General features: G+C 65.7%; 15 protein-coding genes. 5 read left to right on the top strand and 10 right to left on the bottom strand.

Annotation, left to right across the window (positions count from 1 at the left end; translation table 11 throughout):
• The 4 genes from H0P51_RS09855 to H0P51_RS09840 all read right to left on the bottom strand — a co-directional run bounded on the left by H0P51_RS09855 (window position 1) and on the right by H0P51_RS09840 (window position 5,974).
• Window positions 1-3,384 carry a pyruvate carboxylase gene (locus tag H0P51_RS09855; protein ID WP_180917732.1) on the bottom strand — a complete coding sequence of 1,128 codons (3,384 nt, stop codon included), beginning with the start codon at window positions 3,382-3,384 and terminating at the stop codon, window positions 1-3.
• A gap of 13 nt (window positions 3,385-3,397) precedes the next feature.
• Window positions 3,398-4,018, bottom strand: coding sequence for a vitamin K epoxide reductase family protein (locus tag H0P51_RS09850; protein ID WP_180917731.1), 621 nt, complete (start codon window positions 4,016-4,018; stop codon window positions 3,398-3,400).
• Between the two features lie 5 nt (window positions 4,019-4,023).
• Complete coding sequence (locus H0P51_RS09845; RefSeq protein ID WP_180917730.1) at window positions 4,024-4,782, bottom strand: DsbA family protein; 759 nt, start codon at window positions 4,780-4,782, stop codon at window positions 4,024-4,026.
• A gap of 73 nt (window positions 4,783-4,855) precedes the next feature.
• Window positions 4,856-5,974 (bottom strand): alpha/beta hydrolase, encoded by a 1,119-nt coding sequence (locus H0P51_RS09840; RefSeq protein ID WP_180917729.1) that lies wholly within the window; start codon window positions 5,972-5,974, stop codon window positions 4,856-4,858.
• 207 nt (window positions 5,975-6,181) lie between these two features.
• Between H0P51_RS09840 and H0P51_RS09835 the strand changes: the two genes are divergently transcribed.
• A complete protein-coding gene (locus tag H0P51_RS09835) occupies window positions 6,182-7,030 on the top strand; it encodes an aldo/keto reductase (RefSeq protein ID WP_180918866.1) in 849 nt (282 codons plus the stop codon).
• Window positions 7,031-7,130: 100 nt separating this feature from the next.
• Here H0P51_RS09835 and H0P51_RS09830 read toward each other — a convergent pair whose 3' ends face one another.
• The 3 genes from H0P51_RS09830 to H0P51_RS09820 are packed head-to-tail and all read right to left on the bottom strand — an operon-like array spanning window position 7,131 to window position 11,694.
• A complete protein-coding gene (locus H0P51_RS09830; protein WP_180917728.1) occupies window positions 7,131-7,844 on the bottom strand; it encodes an HNH endonuclease family protein in 714 nt (237 codons plus the stop codon).
• Window positions 7,841-10,057, bottom strand: a complete 2,217-nt coding sequence (gene recG / locus H0P51_RS09825; RefSeq protein ID WP_180917727.1) for an ATP-dependent DNA helicase RecG — start codon at window positions 10,055-10,057, stop codon at window positions 7,841-7,843. The genes H0P51_RS09830 and recG overlap by 4 nt, the downstream gene beginning before the upstream one ends.
• Window positions 10,057-11,694 carry a DAK2 domain-containing protein gene (locus H0P51_RS09820; RefSeq protein WP_180918865.1) on the bottom strand — a complete coding sequence of 546 codons (1,638 nt, stop codon included), beginning with the start codon at window positions 11,692-11,694 and terminating at the stop codon, window positions 10,057-10,059. The genes recG and H0P51_RS09820 overlap by 1 nt, the downstream gene beginning before the upstream one ends.
• 327 nt (window positions 11,695-12,021) lie before the next feature.
• Between H0P51_RS09820 and rpmB the strand changes: the two genes are divergently transcribed.
• Window positions 12,022-12,216, top strand: a complete 195-nt coding sequence (gene rpmB / locus H0P51_RS09815) for a 50S ribosomal protein L28 (RefSeq protein WP_036354526.1) — start codon at window positions 12,022-12,024, stop codon at window positions 12,214-12,216.
• A 50-nt stretch (window positions 12,217-12,266) separates the two neighbouring features.
• Here the strand turns inward: rpmB and H0P51_RS09810 are convergent, their stop codons facing one another.
• On the bottom strand, window positions 12,267-15,110 hold the full coding sequence (locus tag H0P51_RS09810; RefSeq protein WP_425489037.1) for an MMPL/RND family transporter: 2,844 nt from the start codon (window positions 15,108-15,110) through the stop codon (window positions 12,267-12,269).
• A 37-nt stretch (window positions 15,111-15,147) separates the two neighbouring features.
• Entirely contained in the window at window positions 15,148-15,537 is a 390-nt protein-coding gene (locus tag H0P51_RS09805) for a hypothetical protein (protein WP_180917725.1), read from the bottom strand.
• Between the two features lie 134 nt (window positions 15,538-15,671).
• On the opposite strand from H0P51_RS09805, the gene H0P51_RS09800 reads away from it, so the two are divergent.
• Window positions 15,672-16,913 (top strand): sensor histidine kinase, encoded by a 1,242-nt coding sequence (locus H0P51_RS09800; protein ID WP_180917724.1) that lies wholly within the window; start codon window positions 15,672-15,674, stop codon window positions 16,911-16,913.
• Window positions 16,910-17,566 (top strand): response regulator transcription factor, encoded by a 657-nt coding sequence (locus H0P51_RS09795; RefSeq protein WP_180917723.1) that lies wholly within the window; start codon window positions 16,910-16,912, stop codon window positions 17,564-17,566. The genes H0P51_RS09800 and H0P51_RS09795 overlap by 4 nt, the downstream gene beginning before the upstream one ends.
• A 214-nt stretch (window positions 17,567-17,780) precedes the next feature.
• On the opposite strand, the gene H0P51_RS09790 is transcribed toward H0P51_RS09795, so the two are convergent.
• Window positions 17,781-18,833: a WD40 repeat domain-containing protein gene (locus H0P51_RS09790; protein WP_180917722.1), complete on the bottom strand. Its 1,053-nt coding sequence runs from the start codon at window positions 18,831-18,833 to the stop codon at window positions 17,781-17,783.
• Between the two features lie 311 nt (window positions 18,834-19,144).
• On the opposite strand from H0P51_RS09790, the gene H0P51_RS09785 reads away from it, so the two are divergent.
• Window positions 19,145-20,014 (top strand): esterase, encoded by an 870-nt coding sequence (locus H0P51_RS09785; protein WP_180917721.1) that lies wholly within the window; start codon window positions 19,145-19,147, stop codon window positions 20,012-20,014.
• The last annotated feature ends 405 nt before the right edge of the window (window positions 20,015-20,419 follow it).

Below are 20,419 nucleotides of genomic sequence, written 5' to 3'. Positions count from 1 at the left end.
TCAGCTCAGCACCACCAGCAGGTCTCCGCCCTCTACCTGCGCGGTGCTCGAAACGGCCACCCGTTCCACCACGCCGTCGTCGGGCGCGGTGATCGGCGCCTCCATCTTCATGGCCTCGATGGTGGCGATGGTCTCCCCCGCACTGACTTTGTCGCCCTCGGAGACGCTGACGGTGACGACGCCGGCGAACGGAGCGGCGACGTGGCCGGAGTTGCCCCGGTCCGCCTTCTCCGCGGCCGGCACCGCGCTGGCAATACCGCGGTCACGCACCAGCACCGGCCGCAGCTGTCCGTTGATAATGCACATCACCGTCCGCATGCCGCGCTCGTCCGGCTCGGAGATGGCTTCCAGCCCGATCAGCAGTTCCACCCCGCGTTCCAGCTTCACCCGATGCTCTTCGCCCTGTCGCAGACCGTAGAAGAACTGATTGGCCGACAACTGCGAGGTGTCGCCGTAAGCTTCCCGGTGATCCTCGAATTCCTTTGTTGGACCGGGAAATAACAATCGGTTGAGAGTCGCCTGGCGGTCGGGACCCGGAACCGACAGCGCGGCCTGGTCATCGTCGGTCAACTCCGGGGACGGCTTGGCGTCGGCGCGACCTTCCAGCGCCCGCGAACGCAGCGGCTCGGGCCACCCGCCGGCCGGATCGCCCAGCTCACCACGCAGGAAACCCAGTACCGAGTCCGGGATGTCGAATCGGGCTGGGTCGGAGGCGAATTCGTCGGCAGTCAATCCCGATCCGACCAACGCCAAAGCCAGATCGCCGACCACCTTCGACGACGGGGTGACCTTGATGAGCCGGCCCAGCACCCGGTCGGCGCCCGCGTACGCCTCCTCAATCTCTTCGAACCGGTCACCGAGCCCCAGTGCGATCGCCTGCTGGCGCAGGTTCGACAGCTGCCCACCGGGGATCTCATGGTGATACACCCGCCCGGTCGGGCCGGGAAGACCGGATTCGAACGGCGCGTACACTTTTCGCAGCGCCTCCCAGTACGGTTCCAGGGCGCACACCGCCGACAGCGACAGCCCGGTGTCGTAGCCGGTATGCGCGGCGGCCGCCACGATCGAACTCAACGCCGGCTGGCTGGTGGTCCCGGCCATCGGCGCGGCGGCCCCGTCCACCGCGTCGGCACCGGCCTGCCAGGCGGCCACATAGCTGCCCAACTGACCGCCCGGGGTGTCGTGGGTGTGCACGTGGATGGGCAGGTCGAAGCGACTACGCAACGCGCTCACCAAGGTGCGTGCGGCCGGCGCCCGCAGCAACCCGGCCATGTCCTTGATCGCCAGTACGTGCGCGCCGGCCGCCACGATCGACTCGGCCAATCGCAGGTAGTAGTCGAGCGTGTAGAGCCGCTCGCCCGGGTCGGAGAGATCGCCCGTGTAGCACATAGCGACTTCAGCTATCGCAGAACCAGTTTCGCGCACCGCGTCGATCGCCGGCCGCATCGAGTCCAGGTTATTTAGCGCATCGAAAATCCGGAAGATATCAATGCCGGTGGTCGTCGCCTCCTCGACAAATGACGTCGTGACAATCTCCGGATACGGCGTGTAGCCAACCGTGTTGCGGCCGCGCAGCAGCATCTGCAGGCAGATGTTGGGTATCGCCTCGCGCAGCGCGGCCAACCGCTCCCACGGGTCCTCCTTCAGGAAGCGCAGCGCCACATCGTAAGTGGCACCGCCCCAGCACTCCACCGACAGCAACTCGGGGGTGGTACGCGCGAGGTGCGGCGCAACCATCATCAGTCCGCTGGTGCGCACTCGGGTCGCCAGTAACGACTGGTGCGCATCACGGAACGTCGTGTCCGTCACGCCCACGGCCGGTGATTCCCGCAGCCAGCGCGCGAATCCGTCGGGACCCAGCTCCAGTAGCCGTTGCCGCGATCCGTGCGGCGGCTCGGCTTCCCGGTCGATCTCGGGTAACTTGTTCTGCGGGTAGACCTTTGACGTCCGAGCGCCGTGCGGCTGGTTGACGGTGACGTCGGCCAGATAGTTCAGGATCTTGGTGCCGCGGTCGGCCGACGTACGGGCGGTCAGCAGCCGGGGGCGGTCGTCGATGAACGACGTGGTGATACGGCCGGCCTGGAAGGCGGGATCGTCCAGAACCGCTTGCAGAAAAGGGATATTCGTCGATACACCGCGAATCCTGAACTCCGCCATGGCCCGTCGGGCACGGTTGACGGCGGTCTTGAAGTCGCGGCCGCGGCAGGTCAGCTTGACCAGCATGGAGTCGAAGTGCGCACTGATCTCCGCACCTAGGTTGGTGCTGCCGTCCAGGCGGATACCGGCGCCGCCGGGAGTGCGCAGCGCACTGATCCGGCCGGTGTCCGGCCGGAATCCATTGGCCGGATCCTCGGTGGTGATACGACACTGCAGTGCCGCGCCGTGCGGACGCACGCCGCCCTGGGTCAGGCCCAGGTCTTCCAGCGTCTCCCCCGCCGCGATCCGCAGCTGGCTGGACACCAGATCGACGTCGGTGATCTCCTCAGTGACGGTGTGCTCCACCTGAATTCGCGGGTTCATCTCGATGAAGACGTACTCGCCGTTCTCGTCTAGCAGGAACTCGACCGTGCCGGCACAGCTGTATCCGATGTGCCGTGCGAAGGCGACCGCGTCCCCGCACATCTTTTCGCGCAGCTCGTCGGCAAGGTTGGGTGCCGGCGCCAGCTCGATCACCTTCTGGTGGCGGCGCTGCACGCTGCAGTCGCGCTCGTAGAGGTGAATCAGGTTGCCCTGGGTATCACCCAGGATCTGTACCTCGATGTGGCGCGGGCGCAGCACTGCCTGCTCCAAATAGACCGTCGGGTCGCCGAATGCCGACTCGGCCTCACGACTGGCGGCCTCGATCGCCTCCGGCAGAGCGGACTTCTCGGTCACCCGGCGCATCCCGCGACCGCCGCCACCGGCAACCGCTTTGACGAACAAGGGAAACCGCATCGATTCCGCTGCCGACACCAGATCCGCCACCGAGGACGACGGCGCCGAGGACTGCAGCACCGGCAGTCCCGCCTCCCGCGCCGCCCCGATCGCCCGCGACTTATTGCCCGTCAGCTTGAGCACCTCGGCGTCCGGCCCCACGAAGGTGATGCCCGCCGCCGCGCACGACGCGGCCAATTCCGGATTCTCCGAAAGGAATCCGTAACCGGGGTACACCGCGTCCGCCCCGCAGCGCTGCGCCGTCTCGACGATCGCGTCGACCGAAAGGTACGCGCGCACCGGGTGCCCCGGCTCCCCGATCTGGTACGACTCGTCGGCCTTCAAGCGATGCAGCGAATTGCGGTCCTCGTACGAGTAGACGGCGACAGTGCCAACGCCCAACTCGTAGGCGGCGCGGAACGCGCGGATCGCGATTTCGCCGCGGTTGGCCACCAACACTTTGGAGATCACGCCCGAGCCTAACTCAGATGAGTGTCGACCAATAATTCCAGAACCGAACCAAAATCAGCAGGAAAACGGCGGTGAACCAGAACGTCACCAGCGACCACCGCCAGCCGAAGAGCAACCGCAGCGCGGCAGCCGAGTCGGCGTTCGGGCGCACCAGAATCGACAGCACCACAACCAATAGCGTGACGGTAACCGCCCATACCACCATGCAGTAGGGGCACAGCGCCCCGATGCGGTACAGACTTTGGAAGATCAGCCAGTGCACCAGGCCGGCGCCAATCAACAGACCGCTCGCCAGTCCCGCCCAATACCAGCTCGGCAGCTGCACTTTCGTCACCGCCAGCACCCCGGTGACCACCACGACGGTAAACCCCGCGATGCCCAGCAGCGGATTCGGAAAACCCAGCAGCGACGCTTGCCGTGTCACCATCACCGAACCGCAGGACACGATCGGATTGATGTTGCACGACGGCACATACGACGAGTTGCGCAGCAGCTCGATCTTCTCCACCGTCAGCGTGACCGACGCGATCAGCCCGATCACGCCGCCGATCAGCGTCCACCACGCGCTGAGCACGGGCACCCGGGGTGCCGCCGCACCGCTGGCCTCGAATTGTTCGGCTGGTTCCGCGAACACGTTCCTCAGGACTTCGCCGCCGCGGCGACCTCGTCGATGCCGGGAATGTTGCCGACGATTCCCTTGATCTTGTCGACGAAGGCCGCCGGAGTCGACCACTGGTACTCGGCGCCGTTGATCCTGACCGTCGGGGTCCCGTGAATGTCGTTGGCGGAAGCCAACCCGGTCACCTTGGCGACGTACTTGCCACTGTTGATGCAGTCCGGGACTGTGCCCGCGGCGCCGGCCTGCCGGGCGATCTCGATCAGCCGCGCGTTGTCGGGGAATGTGGTGCCGGTCTCGGACGGCTGGATGTCCTGGCTGTACAGCGCCTCATGGAACCTGCGGAACGCTTCGATGGACTCGTCGGCGACGCAGTAGCCGGCCGCAGCCGCCCGCGACGAATAGTTCTGGGTGTGCGTACTGTCCAGGATGGCCACCATCGTGTAATCGGCGGCGATCGCGCCGATGTCGATCAGCTTGGAGACAGTGGGCCCGAAGCCGCGCTCGAAGTTGCCGCACGCCGGGCACAGGAAGTCTTCGAAGAACTGCACCTCCGCCTTGGGCTTGCCGTTGTCGGTGACGAGCTTGCTCGACGTGACGACGACGGCGCCGTGGGCGTCGATGGGGCCGTTCTTGTGCTGCTTCGAGATGACGATGTAGGAGACCAGGGCGACGGCGAAGATCACCACGATCGCGGTGCCGGCGATTTGGATGAGTCGGCCGGATTTGCCGTCGGCGGACTTCAGGTCAAGTCGCGCGGGGCGCTTTCGTTTGTCGGCCACAGCTTCCTCACGTTCGTTGGCGGCACCCGCTGCACGGGCGCCTCTAGAGTACCGACGGTGCTGCCGGCAACGGTCAGCACCGGCTCAGGTGCGCGCGCAGCGCCGAGATCAGCTCCGTCGTCGCCGCGGCGCTGTCGCCTCCGAGCTGAAACAGATTGGCGAAGCCGTGCGTCAACGAACCCAGGTAGCGCAGGTCGACGGGGGTGTCGGCGGCACGCAACGCGGTGGCGTAGTCCTGACCTTCATCGCGCAACGGGTCGAATCCGGCGACCGCGATCAGCGCCGGTGCCAGCCCCGACAGGGACTCGGCGCGCGCCGGCGAGACCCGGGGATCCGTCGCATCAATGCCGGAGTTGCGCAGATATTGCGCCGTGAACCAGTCGATGTCGCGTTTGGTCAGCAGGAAGCCGCGTGCGAACAGGCTTAGCGAACGGGTCTGCGCGGTGAAATCGGTCCGCGGGTAGATCAGCCACTGCAGCACCGGGGCGGGTCCGCCGCTGTCTCGCGCCAGCTGGCAGACCACTGCTGCCAGGTTGCCGCCGGCGCTGTCGCCTCCGACCGCGACCCGCCCGGGTAGGGCACCGAGTGCCTCGGCATGCTCCCAGGCCCATTGGAATGCGGCATAGACATCGTCGATCGCGGCCGGCGCCGGGTGTTCGGGCGCCAGCCGGTAGTCGACTGACAGCACGTGGATTCCCGCGTCGCGGCAGGTCAACCGGCAGAGGGCGTCATAGCTGTCCAGGTCGCCGAGGGCAAAGCCGCCACCGTGGTAGAAGACCAGCAGCGGCGTTGGCGCGTCCCCGGGCGGCCGGTAGTGCCGTGCCGTGATGTCGCCTGCCGGTCCGGGCAACGTGATCTCGTCGACTTCGACGTGGATCTGCGGACCCGGCATGTCGACCATGGTCTGGCGCATGAACGCCCGCGAGACGGCCGCGTCGTCGTCCACCACCAGCCCGTCGATGCCGACGGCCCGTAAACCGGTCAGCATCAGTTGCAGGGTCGGGTCGAGGGTGTTGCCGTCGATAATCACCGAACGACCGCGGGTCAGCAGCCGTTTGGCCCCAGCCGGAATCCATGGGATCACCTTTACGCCGACGGCGGTGACGGTGTTCTGCACGCGACCCATCCACCCGGTCGGTTCGTCCGTTGCTCCCGGATGAAGCTCCGGTGCGCCTGGCAGACTATTAGTCATCGGCCACTCCCTCAGAAATTGCTTCGCTGCCGTTAGCTCGCATACCCCGCGACAACTGTACGGACACGGACCGATGCATTGGTTAGGTGGCATATTCAACTCGGTAGTATGTGATCCCCAAGCCGGCGATTTGAACAGCACCCGGCTTGGCTTCATCCGTAGACCGTCAAATTTCATAGGTTCGAATTCAATAGGCAGGTGATGACGTTGACTGGCGAGTCGGGCGCCGCTTCGATCCCCTCGATAACCCTCAATGACGAGAACACCATTCCGGTGCTCGGTCTTGGAACCGCGGACTTGTCGGAGGACGAGACCGAACGCGCAGTCTCGGCCGCGCTGGAGGTGGGCTGCCGGCTCATCGACACCGCCGCCGCCTACGGCAATGAGGCAGCGGTAGGCCGCGCGCTCGCAGCCTCGGGCATTCCCCGCGCCGAGTTGTTCGTCACCACCAAACTCGCCACCGCCGAGCAGGGTTTCCAGAGTTCGCAGGACGCCTGCCAGCGCAGCCTGGAACGGCTGGGTTTGGACTACGTCGACCTCTACCTGATTCACTGGCCGGCCGCCTCGCTGGGCAAGTACGTTGACTCCTTTGGTGGGCTGATCCAATGCCGCGGCAACGAGCACGCCCGCTCGATTGGAGTCTCCAACTTCACCGCCGAGCACCTGTCGATGGTCATTGACCTGACGTTCGTCACGCCGGCTGTCAACCAGATCGAGCTGCACCCGCTGCTCAACCAGCAGGAGCTGCGTAACTCCAACGCCGAGCACGAGGTGGTGACGCAGTCCTACACCCCCCTGGCGCTGGGCAAGTTGAACGACAACCCGACGGTGACGTCGGTCGCCGACGAGTACGGCAAAACGCCAGCTCAGGTGTTATTGCGCTGGAACGTGCAGCTGGGCAATTCGGTTGTCTTTCGGTCGGCCAAGCCCGAGCACATCGCAAGCAACCTGGATGTCTTCGGCTTCGAACTCGCCACTGAGCACATGGACGCGTTGAACGGGCTCGACGACGGCACCCGGTTCCGTCCGGATCCGGACACCTACGCCGGAACCTGACCCCCTTCGTCCTTCGTCCTCGCCGCCCCTCTTCTACGACCCCCGCGGTAAAGAGATGCGGCGGTAAAGAGACGCGGCGCCGAAAGGGCGGGCGCGGCGGTTAACGGGCGGGGCAGGTGGCTGCCGCCTGACGCAGCATCAAGCTGGACGCCAGATCCACGGGTAACTCGTAGCCGCGCAGCACCGCGATGAACTGCATGCCGTACTGGCAGGCGAACGCCGCATTGGGCGGCATCCACTGCGCCGGCGGCGAGTCGCCCTTGTCCTGATTGGCCTGCCCCTGCACGGCCAGCAGGTTGGCGGGGTCGTTGGCGAAGCGCTTCCGCTCCGCGGCCGGCCAGGCGTAAGCACCCATGTCCCACGCGTAGGAGAGCGGCACGATGTGGTCGATCTGCACCGCTTCGCCCACCTTGGGGCCGCGCTGGAAAGCGATGACGGTGTTGGTGTACGGGTCGTGCAAGGTGCCGGTAGCTACGGCGTCGGGGCACCGCTTGGTGTACACGTGCGTGACGTCCACCAGGTCGCGGTTGAGGATGTCGTCGCGGGTGTCGCAGCCGTTGTGGCCGAGCGGCGCGTCGTTCTCGTCGTCCCACGCCGGGCCGTAGGCGGCCCGCAGGTAGTCATAGCGGCGAATGCGCAACGGCACCACGGCGACGCCGGACAGCACGTCGTCGCCCGGTTGCACCGTCGGGACGTCGGCGCGTGCGGCGAATTCGTCGGCATGCCGGGACGAGGAGGACCCCAACGTCTGGTAGGCAACCACCAGCGCCAGCGCGGCGATTGCCGCAAGCCACAGCAGCGTCCTGCGGGTCATGATTTGTCCAGGTATTCGATCTGTTCGGTGTCGGTGAAACGCGCTGCCAAGGACGCCAATCCGGTGTCGTCGGGGTTCTTGGCGTAAGCGACAACGCAATAGTCACGGGCGGCCTCGATGAACTCCAGATGATCGGCCAACGACAGCAGCCTCAGGGTGATCGCCCGTCCAGACTGGTTGCGGCCCAGCACGTCTCCTTCTTTGCGCTCCTCGAGGTCCAGGTCCGCCAGGGCGAAGCCGTCCATCGTCGCGGCGACGGCTTTGAGTCGCTTGCCGGCCGTCGATCCCTCCGAAGACCAGCTGACCAACAGACACACGCTGGGATGCTCGCCACGGCCGATGCGGCCACGCAGCTGATGCAATTGGCTGATGCCGAACCGGTCGGCGTCGAGCACCAACATGACGGTGGCGTTGGGCACGTCGACACCAACCTCGATCACCGTGGTACACACCAGCACGTCGAGGTCGCCGGCGCGGAAGGCGGCCATCGCGGCGTCTTTCTCCTCGGCGGGCAACCGACCGTGCATGAGACCCAGCCGAAGGCCCGCGAGCTCGGCAGATTGCAGCCGAGCGAAGGTGCCCTCGGCAGTCGCCGACGATCGGGCACCGTCTGTTTTGTTGTCGGCTTCGCCCTCGTCGATGCGCGGGGTCACCACGTATGCCTGCCGGCCGGCGGCGATCTCCTCCCGGATACGCTGCCAAGCCCGGTCGAGCCAGGCCCGATGTTGGTTGACAAAGATCACGTTGCTGGTGATCGGCTGGCGTCCCCTCGGCAACTCGCGCAACGTCGATGTCTCCAGGTCGCCGTACACCGTGAGCGCCACTGTCCGCGGAATCGGCGTGGCGGTCATCACCAGCAGGTGCGGGGTGATGCCGTCAGGCGCCTTGGCGCGCAACTGATCTCGTTGCTCGACGCCGAACCGATGTTGTTCGTCGACCACGACCATGCCCAGTTTGTGAAACTGCACGGAGTCCTGCAGCAGGGCGTGGGTGCCGACGACGATACCGACCTCGCCGCCCGCGATCTGGGCTCGCACCTTCTTCTTGTGCGCCGGCGTCATGGAACCGGTCAGCAGGGCCAACTGGGTGGCACGATCGTCGCCCCCTAGCAGGCCGCCCATCGCCAACGGGCCCAACATGTTGTTGATCGACGAAAGATGTTGTGCAGCAAGAACTTCTGTCGGTGCCAGCAGAGCGCACTGGTAGCCGGCGTCGACCATCTGCATCATCGCCAGCAGTGCGACGATGGTCTTACCCGACCCAACCTCGCCCTGCAGCAGGCGGTTCATCGGGCGTGTCAACGCCAGCTCGTCGGACAGCTCATCGAGCACCTCGCGTTGCCCGTCAGTCAGCGCAAAAGGTAACCGCCTCAGCAACTCCGCTGCCAACCCGTTGGAACGCGGCGATGCCGGCGGACCCGATTCCGACAGTTCGCCGTGCCGGCGACCAGCAAGTGCCCATTGCAGGCCGACGGCCTCGTCGAAGGTTAGCCGCCGCCGGGCGCGCTCGCGCTGGGATTCGTCCTCGGCCAGGTGGATCGCGCGCAGCGCTTCGTCTTCAGAGATCAGGTCGTGCACGGCAAGTACGTCGGCGGGCAGCGGGTCGGGTACCGGATCGAGCACGTCGAGCACCTGCCGGACACATGCGAAGATGTCCCAGCTCTGCAGCTTGGCGCTGGCCGGATAGATCGGGAAGAAGGGCCGCTCGAACTCTTCCAAGGCCACTTCGCCGCGCGTCTGATTCGAAGCGTTGGCGATGCTGCGCAGCGAGACGGTGCCGTGGTTCTTGCCATCCGCCGAGTCGAGCACCAGGAACGCCGGGTGGGTGAGTTGCATGGTGCTTTTGAAGTAGCCGACCTCCCCGGACAGCATCACCTTGGCGTCTTTGGTGAGCACCTTCGAGATGTAGTCCGCGTTGAAGAAGGTGGCGGTCACCTTGGTAGCGCCACTGCCGAGCGTGATGCGCAGACATTTTCGCCGTGGCGTCTTCTTCATCGGGAACGATTCGGTCTTCGTGATGACGTCCACAAGGGTGATGTGCTCGCCGGGCTCGGGCCGCTCATCGTCGAGACCGCGTGTCTCAGTACGCCTGACATAACTCCGCGGATAGTGCCGAAGCAGCTCGCCGACGGTACGGATACCGAAGTGCTCCTCGAGTAGGGCGATGGACTTGTCCGTCAACAGGTAGTCGAGCCGATCGTTCAGCGTGGCCACTACTCCACCCCGATCAGCAGCACGTCGCCGCGGTGCCCGGTGCGGTACACCACCAGCTCGCTGCCGGGGTGGTGGTCGTGCATGTGTCGCTCCAGCACATTCTCAACATCCGCGGCGACGTCGTCGCCGTCGACCTCGGCTCCCATCAACACGGTGATCAGGTCGCCGCCAGACGCCATCAGCAAGTCAAGCAAGCCGATCGCAGCCGCGGGCACGTCGTCGGCGACGATCAGCACCTCATCGCCAGCGATACCCAGCCCGTCGCCCGGCTTGCAGGTGCCCGCCCAGGTCAACGCGTTCTCGGTGGCCACGCGTACCGATCCGTGCCGCGCCGCCCCGGCGGCGCGTGCCATGGTGTAGCCGTCGTCGACGGCCTGGCGACCCGTATCGTGCACGGCCAGCGCGGCGAGTCCTTGCACCATCGAACCCGTCGGCACCGGCACCACGTCCACACCCCAGCCGATGGCCGCGGTACACCCGGCGACCAGTTCCTCGGCGGCCACATATCCGTTGGGCAGCACCATGACCTGCGCGGCGCCGGTGTCCACCACCGCACGGACTAGTTGATGCGCACTGATGCCGGGGGTGTCCCGGTCCGGACGCAACACGCTGGCGCCCTCACCGGCGAACAACTCCTCGGCCCCGTCGCCGTCGACGACGGCGAGTACCGCACGTTCCTTGGTCCAGCTGCCGGCGGGCAGCCCGGTGGCGCCGGAACTGAGCGCCGAGACCACGATCCGACTCAACTGACCTGCCGCTATACCCGCCTCCACCGCGGCGCCCGCGTCGTCGGTGTGGACGTGTACGGAGTAGCTCTTGGGGGGCGCGGCGGCGATGGCCACCGAATCCCCCAGTTCGTCGAGTCGCTGTCGCAACGTGTCCGCGGCTGACGCGTCGCAGCCGGTCAACAAGTACATGACCTCGAATTGCGGGGCCGGGCGGCTAGGCGCTGAATCGATCGCCGACGAGCGTGGTGCCGGTTCGTAGACCGACCGGGCCGGCACTTTCCCGGTAATCGTGGCCCGCAGCGAGTCCAGCATCACCAGCAGGCCGCGTCCGCCGGCATCCACTACCCCCGCGTCGGCGAGCACCTCGAGCTGCTCGGGCGTCTTTTCCAGCGCTACCACCGCCGCGTCACCGGCCGCGACAACCGCCCGGCCCAGTGACTCGCTGGCGGCAGCGCATTGTTCGACAGCGTCGGCGGCCGCCCGCAACACCGACACGATGGTGCCGGGAATCTCTTCGCCGCCCATCGAGGCGACGACCAGCTCGACTCCGCGCCACAGCGCCGCGGCCAGCGCCGCGGGGTCGATAGCCGGCAGGGCGGGGGCCTTGGCGGTCGCGTCGGCGAACCCGCGAAGGATCTGCGACAGGATCACCCCGGAATTGCCGCGGGCCCCGTTGAGCGCACCCGCTGACAGCGCCGCCGCGACCCGGGCGACGCCAAGGGGGGCGTCGTTGCGGCGCCCAGCTTCGGCGTCCGCCTCGGCGAGCGCCGAACGCATGGTGAACAGCATGTTCGTGCCCGTGTCGGAGTCTGCGACGGGGAAGACATTGAGCCGGTTGATCTCGTCGATATGGGTGATCAGGTCGCTCACGACGGCATGCGCCCAGTCGCGCAGGGCCGGCCCGTCCAACAGCCGATCCAGGCGGCTTTCCGCGGCGTTCAACCCGACCCCACCTCCTTTGCCCGGGCTCGACGGTGCATCACGGCGCAATTTTCGAGGTCCCCGATGCGCGCCAGCGTAGCTTCGGGCCCGCCGCCGCGTGAGCCAGTGCAAAAGCCTATCCAGCTAGGCCGACAGCACTGGTCACGGCGCGTCGCGGTGGCCCGGCCGTTTTGGTGGTTGCCGACTGCAGTCGGTATTGTGGGACGGCCTGGGTCCACCCGGGCTATTCCGGCTCAGGTCGGCCGACCCATCAGGGGTCGCCGGACCCAGCAACAGACTTGAGGAGTTTGAACCATGGCCGCTGTGTGCGATATCTGCGGGAAAGGCCCCGGCTTCGGTAAGTCGGTGTCGCACTCCCACCGCCGCACCAGCCGCCGGTGGAACCCCAACGTCCAGACGGTGCACGCGGTGACCCGTCCAGGCGGCAACAAGCAGCGGCTGAACGTCTGCACATCGTGCATCAAAGCGGGCAAGGTTACCCGCGGCTAGAGCCGGCTCCCGGCCTTCACGCACAACTAGGCACGCACAGCCTTGGAACCTTAGCCGAGCAACTCCGCAGCGGCCCGATCGGCACTGAGCGCGGTGGCGGATTCGCGCGGTGGACGTCGCGGCGCGCCGCGACGTGGCCACCAGAACCAGCGCCCGAGCAGCGCCACCAGCGAGGGCACCACGAACGCCCGCACCACCAGGGTGTCGAGCAATAGGCCGACCGCGATGGTGGTCCCGACCTGGGCGATGGACAGCACACTGCTGGCCAGCAGCGCCAGCATGGTGATCCCGAAGACAATGCCCGCGGTGGTGACCACACCGCCGGTGCCGCCGAACGCCCGGATGATCCCGGTCTTGAGTCCGGCCGCGGCCTCGTGTTTGATGCGCAGCGCGAGCAGCAGGTTGTAGTCGGCGCCGACGGCAATCAGGGCAATGAACGCAATGGGCGCGACCGCCCAGTGCAGCGGCTGATGCAGCAGGTACTGCCAGATCACCACGCTGGCGCCCAACGCCGACGCGAAAGAGGCGAGCACGGTGCCCACGACCACCAGGCCGGCCACCGGGCTGCGCAGCATGGCCGTGACGATCAGGAAGATCAGCACCAGCGCCGCCGCCACCAGCAACAAGGTGTCGCGGCCGACCGCCCGCTGCAGGTCCGAGGTCACGGGTCCGACACCGGCCAGGTCGATCCCGGTCGGAGTCAGCGTCCCTTCTTTGGTCGCCTGCTGGACCGCCGCACGCACCTGTTGTGCCCGCGCGGCTCCGGCGCCACCCCACTCGCCGCCGTCGCCATAGACCAACAGGAAAGTGGCGTGTCCGTCGGCCGAGACGAGTCGGTTCAGTACCTCGCGGTAACGCGGGTCGGACAGCGCCCGTTGCGGCATGAAGAAACCCGATGCCGAGCTGCCCCGGAACTGCGTGTCGATCTCGCTGAGATAGTCGGTCAGTTGGCGTAACTGCGGCCCGATCGACTCACGCAGGCTGAGCAATTCGCGGGTGGCCGAACGGGCTTGTCCCAAAGCGTCGTTCATAGCAGCGACCGATTGCGGGAGTCCCGCCAGCGCGTCGGCGGCGGTGTTCGACCCGCGGGTCAGCTTCGCGGCGCCGTCACCGATTCGAGTGGATGTCTGCAGCAACCCGTCGATGGGTTGCAGTACGCGGTCGACGGTCGCGCACAACGGGTTCGCGGCGCAGTTCGGGGTCCCGGCGACGAAGTCGCGCAGCGGGTCGAGGTATCCGGACACGGTGGTCACCGTGCGTTGCACTCCGTCCACGCCGGCCCGCATATCCGTTGCCGCCGAGGACATGTCGGCGAGGCCCGCGCTGCCGCCGCGCAGTCCCCCACCCATCCGGTCCACCGCGGTCTGGGTTTGGGCGAGCGCTTGGTCCAGTTCGGAGACGCGGTCCAGGCGCGCGGTCAGCGAGTCGACCGCCTCGTTGAATCGGCGGCCTAGTTCCCCGGCCTGAAAGCTCAGCGTTGCCTGTTCGGGTACTTTGCCGTCGGGACGGGTCGCCGACTGCACCGCTCGCACTCCGGGGATCGCCATAATCTGCCGACTGATCCGCTCGATCGCGATCAGCCCGGCCGGGTTGCGCAGGTCGTGGTCTGTCTGGACGGTGACGACGTCGGGCAGCAGCGCGTCAGACGCGAAGTGCCGGTCGGCCGAGGCGTAGCCGCGGCTAGAGTCGGTGTCCGAGGGCGTCGCCGCGGGTTCGTCCCAGCCCACCTTCATGCCGGTCAGCGGAAGCGCCGCCAGCATGGTCAGCGCACCCGCGGTGATAAGAATCGGGCCGGGCCAGCGTGCCACCGACGTCCCGACGCGGCGCCAGCGCCGAGCTGTCGTCGAGGGTCGGGGTTCCAGGTATCCGCGGCGTGCGGCCAGGCCCATCAACGCCGGCGTTAGCGTGAGTGCCGCCAACATGGTCACCGAAATCCCTATCGCGCAAGGTATCCCGGTGCTGCGCAACATCCCCACTTCGGCGAAGCCCAGGCAGGACAATGCCACCGAGACCGTCAGCGCCGATCCGATCACCACCGGTGCGACGGCACGATGCGCCTGCAGCAGTGCCCGGGTTGGCGGCACACCGCGCCGACGGCCTTCGTGATAACGGCCGATCAGGAAGATCGCGTAGTCGGTACCCGCACCCAGCGTCATCGCGGCCATTAACGCCACAGAGAACAGCGACACCTCAACGGTGTCAGACAAACCCAGGGCAGCGACGATGGGACGGGCAACCGCCAAACCCAGTCCCACCGACACCAGCGGGATGGCCGCAGCCGTCGGCGACCGGTACACCACCAGCAGCAACGCCAGGATCAGAACGACCGTGGCGGCGGTGATCCCAAGCATCTGCCGATCGATCGCGGCGAATTCGTCGACAATCGTGGCGCCGGGGCCGGTGACATGGACCTGCAGGCCGGCCGGCGGCGACAGCGCATTGGCGGTGGCACGCACCGAGTTGACCGAGTCGCGTGCCTGGGAAGTGCCCAGCATCCCGGCCAGTCGCACCATCACGGTGACCGCGCGACCGTCGGCGCTCTGTGCGCCTGCGGCGGTCGCCGGTTGTGACCAAAGGTCGGTCACCGAATACACGTGTCGTGCATCCGCTTTCAGTCGCGACGTCAGCGCGTCGTAGTACCGGCGATCATTCGCGCTGAGGGTACCGCTTTGTTCCAGCACAACGTAGACGAAATTGTTGCTGGGAGTTTCCCCGAATAGTCGCGCTGCCCGCGCGGCGGCGATCGAGCTCGGGGCATGGGCCGGCATGAAAGACCGAGAGTGGCCGTCGATCACCCGTTCCAGTTGTGGTACCAGCAGATTGCCAACAGCGGCGGCAACCACCCACAGACCCACGACCAGGATTGCCGCCGGCCCGGTGAGCCGGTGCAGCAGCCGAGAGAGCCGACTGTCGTCCTCGTCGAGGTCGTCGTCAGGCAACAGTCAGCCGATCAACCATCGACCCCACAAAAAGATCGACCACCCGTTGTTCGCCGCCGGACAACGCGCGCATCCGCAGCGAGCGGCGGCCCGCGACGTCCAGCAGGGCCCGCAACCCAGGCTGCGCGGCGACCAGGTCCGCTCTCGCCTGTTCGGAAGAGATGCCTTCGTAGTCAGCCTGATCCAATTTCGCCGACAACGCCGTCAGCCAGCGTTGCCGCAACGACAAAAGCAGTCCCTCCTCGTCGCCGAACAACCGGGTGACCTCGGCTGCGAGCTCGGGACGGGACAGCTGTGCCAGTGCCGATTCTGGATCGGTGGCAGCGAGATCGATCAGTTCCTTCATCAGGGCCATGCGCTGGTGCAGAAGTGTCCATGTCATGACTCAAACGCTAGGAACGCCAACGCCGCTGCGCGTCGTGCCCGAGGACGGTCTTCGTCTCCTACCACGGTAGGAGGCCTGTACCGACCCCGGCATGATGTGGCCACCTGCCACTCTCTTCTACGATTGGACGAATGTTGGACGCCGCGGCCAGCTACCTCCGGGAGCAACTCCGCCGACGCAGCGAGTTGCTGCCAGTGGGCGTCACGTGGTCGTCAATCATCGTCATCGACACCCTGGTGGTCTGCGGGGCGGTGCTGTCCATGCTGCAGCGGCCCTCCGCCGACCTGCCGGTCGGACTGGCCGCTTTCGCCATCATGATGATCCCGTCGATTGTGTTCTTCTTCATCAATCTCAAGCTCAGTCCGGTGTGGACCTGGGCAACGTGGACATCGGCGACCGCGCTCATGCTGTTCGCGACGTCGACTCCGGTCCGCAGTGATTTCGCACCCGGGCTGCTGATGGTGATGGTTGGCGCCGTGGGCACATTGACCGCCGCGGTCGGCGGCCTGCTGGCCGCGCTGTCCTCGGTGGCGCTGCTGCTCGCCGCGTCCGGCCTGCACCGCCTCGACAACGTCGTGCTCTACTTGGGCTTTATCGCCGGGGCGTGGCTGATCGGCTTCCTGATGTACACCCACCGTCGGCTGCTGGTGGAAGTGCTCGAAGCCCGCGACGCGCTGGCCGAGCATGCCGCAGCCGACGAACGGCGGCGCATCGCCCGTGAAGTGCACGACGTAATCGCGCACTCGTTATCAATCACTCTGCTGCACGTGACGGGTGTGCGGCGCGCGCTGCAGCACGACCGCGACCCCGAAGAACTCGACGACGCGGTCGAGGCGCTCGAACAGGCCGAGCGGCTGGGCCGGCAGGCGATGGCCGACATCCGCCGCACCGTCGGGCTGCTCGACGGTCCAACCGCCAAGGCTGTGCCGACTTCCCCGGAACCTGGCGTGGACGACATCGGTGGCCTTGTTACCGATTTCGAGCGGGCCGGCCTGAAGGTGACGCTGCGCGTCGAGGGGTCCACCGATTGCGTCTCCCCAGCGGTGGGTCTGGCACTGTATCGAATCGCTCAGGAGTCGCTGGCCAACATCGCAAAACATGCTGCTGATTCCGAATCTGTTGTAAGGCTTGAGATTGCCGGGCATTCTGCCCGGCTGGCGGTGGACAGCCGACTATCAGTCAAGCTGCCGGTTCGAAGGCTCGATGAGCGGCCAATGGAGGGTCGTGGGCTGCGTGGCATGCGCCAGCGCGTCGAATTGCTGGGCGGCGACATCGATGTCGGCCCGACCGAGTGCGGCTGGTCGGTCAACGCGGAGATTCCACTCGATGAGGGCAGCACCGGCCGGCGACCGCGCAGGTGTCGGTTCTCATGATGGACGAACTACCCGAGATCGCGGTCCTGCTGGTCGACGACCAGGATCTGGTGCGCTCCGGGCTGCGCCGGATCCTGCGCCGCAAAGATGGTTTCGTGATAGTCGCCGAATGCGCCGACGGCGATGAGGTGCCCGACGCGGTAGCCTGCTACAAACCCGATGTGGTTGTGATGGACCTTCGGATGCGCCGCGTCGACGGGATAGAGGCGACACGACGGCTCGGCGGTACACCGCCGGTGCTCGCCTTGACCACGTTCAACGAGGACGACCTGCTATCCGGGGCGCTGCGGGCCGGCGCGGCCGGTTTCGTACTTAAGGACTCCTCGGCCGAGGAGCTGATCCGGGCTGTGCGCGCGGTCGCGCGGGGTGACAGCTACCTGGATCCCGCGGTGACCTCACGTGTGCTCAATACTTACCGCAAGGCCGCGACCGGGCCGGTCGGCGGTGACATCGCCGGACTCACCGCGCGCGAGCGCGATGTGCTGACCTTGATAGGAAAAGGGTTGTCCAACAACGAGATCGCTGACCAACTCTGCATCTCCGGAGTGACCGTCAAGAGTCACATCGGACGGATCTTCGGCAAGCTCGAGTTGCGTGACCGCGCCGCCGCAATCGTGTATGCCTACGACAACGGCCTAGTCGCGCCGCGTTAACCGACCACCGGCCAATCTGCCACGGTGATGTAACGCGGGGTATCGCAATTAGTTTCGCGGGCATTGCTTCGGATGACGAAAAAATGCACGCGGCATGCTCCTCGGCCCACATTCACCTTCCCCGTGTGCCCACGATCCATTGTGCAGCCCACAACAGCGTTCGCCTACAGGCTTTAATAACTCGTCCGGTCAGTCGCTTTGAGCGCTGCAACTTTTAGGACTCCGAGTCCCATTCCAGTTTCCATGTTCGTAGTGTTCGGTCATGCGAACAGGTGGCAGCGATCCGCGCGTCGGCGCTGAGGGCCACCGAATCCACCGCCGCGGCGTGCTCGTCGAACGTGGTCAAGCAATGGGCGGACTCGAGGTCCCAAAGTCGGGCGGTCGCGTCTTCGCTGCCGGTTAACGCAATTAGCGAGTCCGCGCTGACCGCGACCGAGGTGACTTTGCGCGTGTGGCCTGTCAAAGTGTGCCGCAAGCTTCCGGACCTTACATCCCACACCGACGCGTTTCCGTCGATACCGCCTGTGACCGCTAGGTCGCCCCGAGCGGCCAGTGCGGTCGCCTGCCAGCAGTCGGTGCGAACCGAAAACTTATGCGCACTTTGGCCGGTTGCCGTCTCCCACACCCGAGTTGTCTCGCCCGCTAGCGTAAGTGCGACGCGTCCATCTCCGCTGAGTTGAACGACCCAAGCGATTCCGCCCAAGTCCGCCACGGTGTGCAGGCGACGCCCAGTAGTGACATCCCACAGCGTTGCCGAATCCCTGTTGCCGCACAGCGCTACCGTACCGTTGCAGTTGACCGCAACAGAGTAGATCGGTCCGTGATGGACGCGCATGGTGTGCAGGCGCTGGCCGGTCACCACACCCCACACACATATCCGCCCATCACTGGAACCTGTTGCCGCCGTACGCCCGTCGGCACTCAAGGCGACACAGCAGACTGATCGCCAGTGACCGCGCAGCATCCGAACCAGCCGGCCGGACGCGCAGTCCCACAGCCGCGCGGTACGGTCTGGACCGCCGGTGATGAGAGTACGTCCGTCCCCGGAGAACGCCCGATTCACCGTATCGGCGCTGAACTTTGGAATGGTCAGGACACAGCGACCGCTCGCGGTATCCCATACCCGCGCCGGATCGCTGCCGGCGATCAGAAACCGGCCTTGTGGGTCCAGTCCCATCCCCAGCGACCATTCATGTGAGAACAGGTGCGCGCCCACGACTGTGCGCAATTTCCCGCGTCGGCGACCTTGCTCGTACTCCGGCCACATGGCGTTCAGTTTAGGTGCCTGATTAGGGTTAGGCGCCTGCGTAGCAGGAAAACTGAAAATCTCGTGATCGGCGCTGTGACGTCCAGCCAAAAAGCGAATTCGAAGCGCTACCGCTCGGCTGCGACCGCAAGCTACAGCAACGCCGCTGCGGTCGTCGATGCTGGGCCTCAACCGCGGCCATGGATGGATCTGCTCATGACGGCGGATGCCCAGGGGTTATGGATGAGTTAAATAGCTAAACAGTTAGTCCGTTTAGCGTTTCCCGGCTAGGATTGCCACGAGCCAGACAATGAACGGAAAGAGGCATCGCTATGAAAGCAGCGGTAACTTACTCGACTCCGACGATCTCGGATATGCGACCAGAGGTGCCCAGCCGCAGCCGCCAGAGCAACACTGCGACGCCGGCAAAATCTAATGGCGGCGCTCGGATCAAGCGAACATTGGCAACGCTGCGTGCACTCGCCTTCTGCGCTTCGGTCATCGTCTCGACAGGAGATATGTCTACCGGCGTCGCTAGTGCCGATCAACGCGAATGCTTGGCGATGGGCGGTAACGTTCAGTCGGGCAATGTTTGCCGCATCTACGAAGAAACTCCTACCTACTCTTCAGATCTTCGCTTCAGGACTGACTATCCCGATAGCCGACCTGTGCTCGACTTCGTGACCCAGACTCGCGATCAATTCGTCAGGGCGGCTCAGTCTCCGGGGGCACGGGGGCTGCCATACCAGTTGACCGTCAGGTACGACCACTACAGATCCGGGCAGCCGATTCGCTCTTACTCAGAACTCGGTCAGCCGTGGCACGGTACGCAAACGCTGGTGCTCAAGATCAACAGGTCCATGGATCCGAACACTGTCCTGGGAACCAAATTCAAGTCGTTCACTTTCGACTATGACCACAACCGACCCGTGACATTCGATACCTTATTTGCGCCTGGCACGAATCCCATGACCTCGATCTACCCTGCGGTGAAGACGGAGCTGGAGCGGCAGCAACTGGATCGGAAGTTCAAGTTGGCGCCGGCAGCCGTTTGGCAAGATCCGTCCCACTACCAGAACTTCGCCATTACCGACGACGCGGTGATCTTCTTCTTCGGCTCCGGTGAACTCCCGATTTCGGTAGAGGCAGGGCCGTTGTTCGCTCCCGTTTCGCGCGCCAACCTTCCGCCACTGCAGCTTTGAGGCCAGAACGCTGCGAAGCACGCCCCGTGGACGTGCGCTTAGGGCGTTCCGGAAGCGCCAGCCACAACCACGGATATCAGGGAGAAGGTTCTAGCCGGCATCGATGGCCATCCCTGGCTGGTATCCACGTTGTCCACAGCACCGGCCCCGTACTTCGTGTAGGAGCAGTCAGAAAGAGCACCGAGCGCCTTACCTTCCACTGTCGCCGATTGGACTGCTTTGGCATTCTTATCGCCGTCGCCGCCCATAGTGTCATCGCCATAGCCGATCAGTAATCGGGCCCTGTTTGTGTTGTAGCCCGCTTCTCGCAGGACCTGCAGCAGTCCTTCGGTCCCGGTCGCCATCAAAGGGATTTCCCCGGAGGTGGGCAATGTCCTAGACCGCGGGCTGTGGGTGACATAGTCG

Origin of the sequence: Mycobacterium vicinigordonae, from assembly GCF_013466425.1 — a bacterium.
Classification (GTDB): domain Bacteria; phylum Actinomycetota; class Actinomycetes; order Mycobacteriales; family Mycobacteriaceae; genus Mycobacterium; species Mycobacterium vicinigordonae.
Note: the sequence above shows the minus strand (reverse complement) of the source record. Positions and strands in the feature narration are given on the sequence as shown.

Bases quoted from the DNA above. Each gene is read 5' to 3' on its own strand.
- H0P51_RS09840 (WP_180917729.1), bottom strand. From the start codon at position 5,974: ATGACTAATAGTCTGCCAGGCGCACCGGAGCTTCATCCGGGAGCAACG.
- H0P51_RS09790 (WP_180917722.1), bottom strand. From the start codon at position 18,833: ATGTGGCCGGAGTACGAGCAAGGTCGCCGACGCGGGAAATTGCGCACA.
- H0P51_RS09795 (WP_180917723.1), top strand. From the start codon at position 16,910: ATGATGGACGAACTACCCGAGATCGCGGTCCTGCTGGTCGACGACCAG.
- H0P51_RS09830 (WP_180917728.1), bottom strand. From the start codon at position 7,844: ATGACCCGCAGGACGCTGCTGTGGCTTGCGGCAATCGCCGCGCTGGCG.
- rpmB (WP_036354526.1), top strand. From the start codon at position 12,022: ATGGCCGCTGTGTGCGATATCTGCGGGAAAGGCCCCGGCTTCGGTAAG.
- H0P51_RS09805 (WP_180917725.1), bottom strand. From the start codon at position 15,537: ATGACATGGACACTTCTGCACCAGCGCATGGCCCTGATGAAGGAACTG.
- H0P51_RS09785 (WP_180917721.1), top strand. From the start codon at position 19,145: ATGAAAGCAGCGGTAACTTACTCGACTCCGACGATCTCGGATATGCGA.
- H0P51_RS09800 (WP_180917724.1), top strand. From the start codon at position 15,672: ATGTTGGACGCCGCGGCCAGCTACCTCCGGGAGCAACTCCGCCGACGC.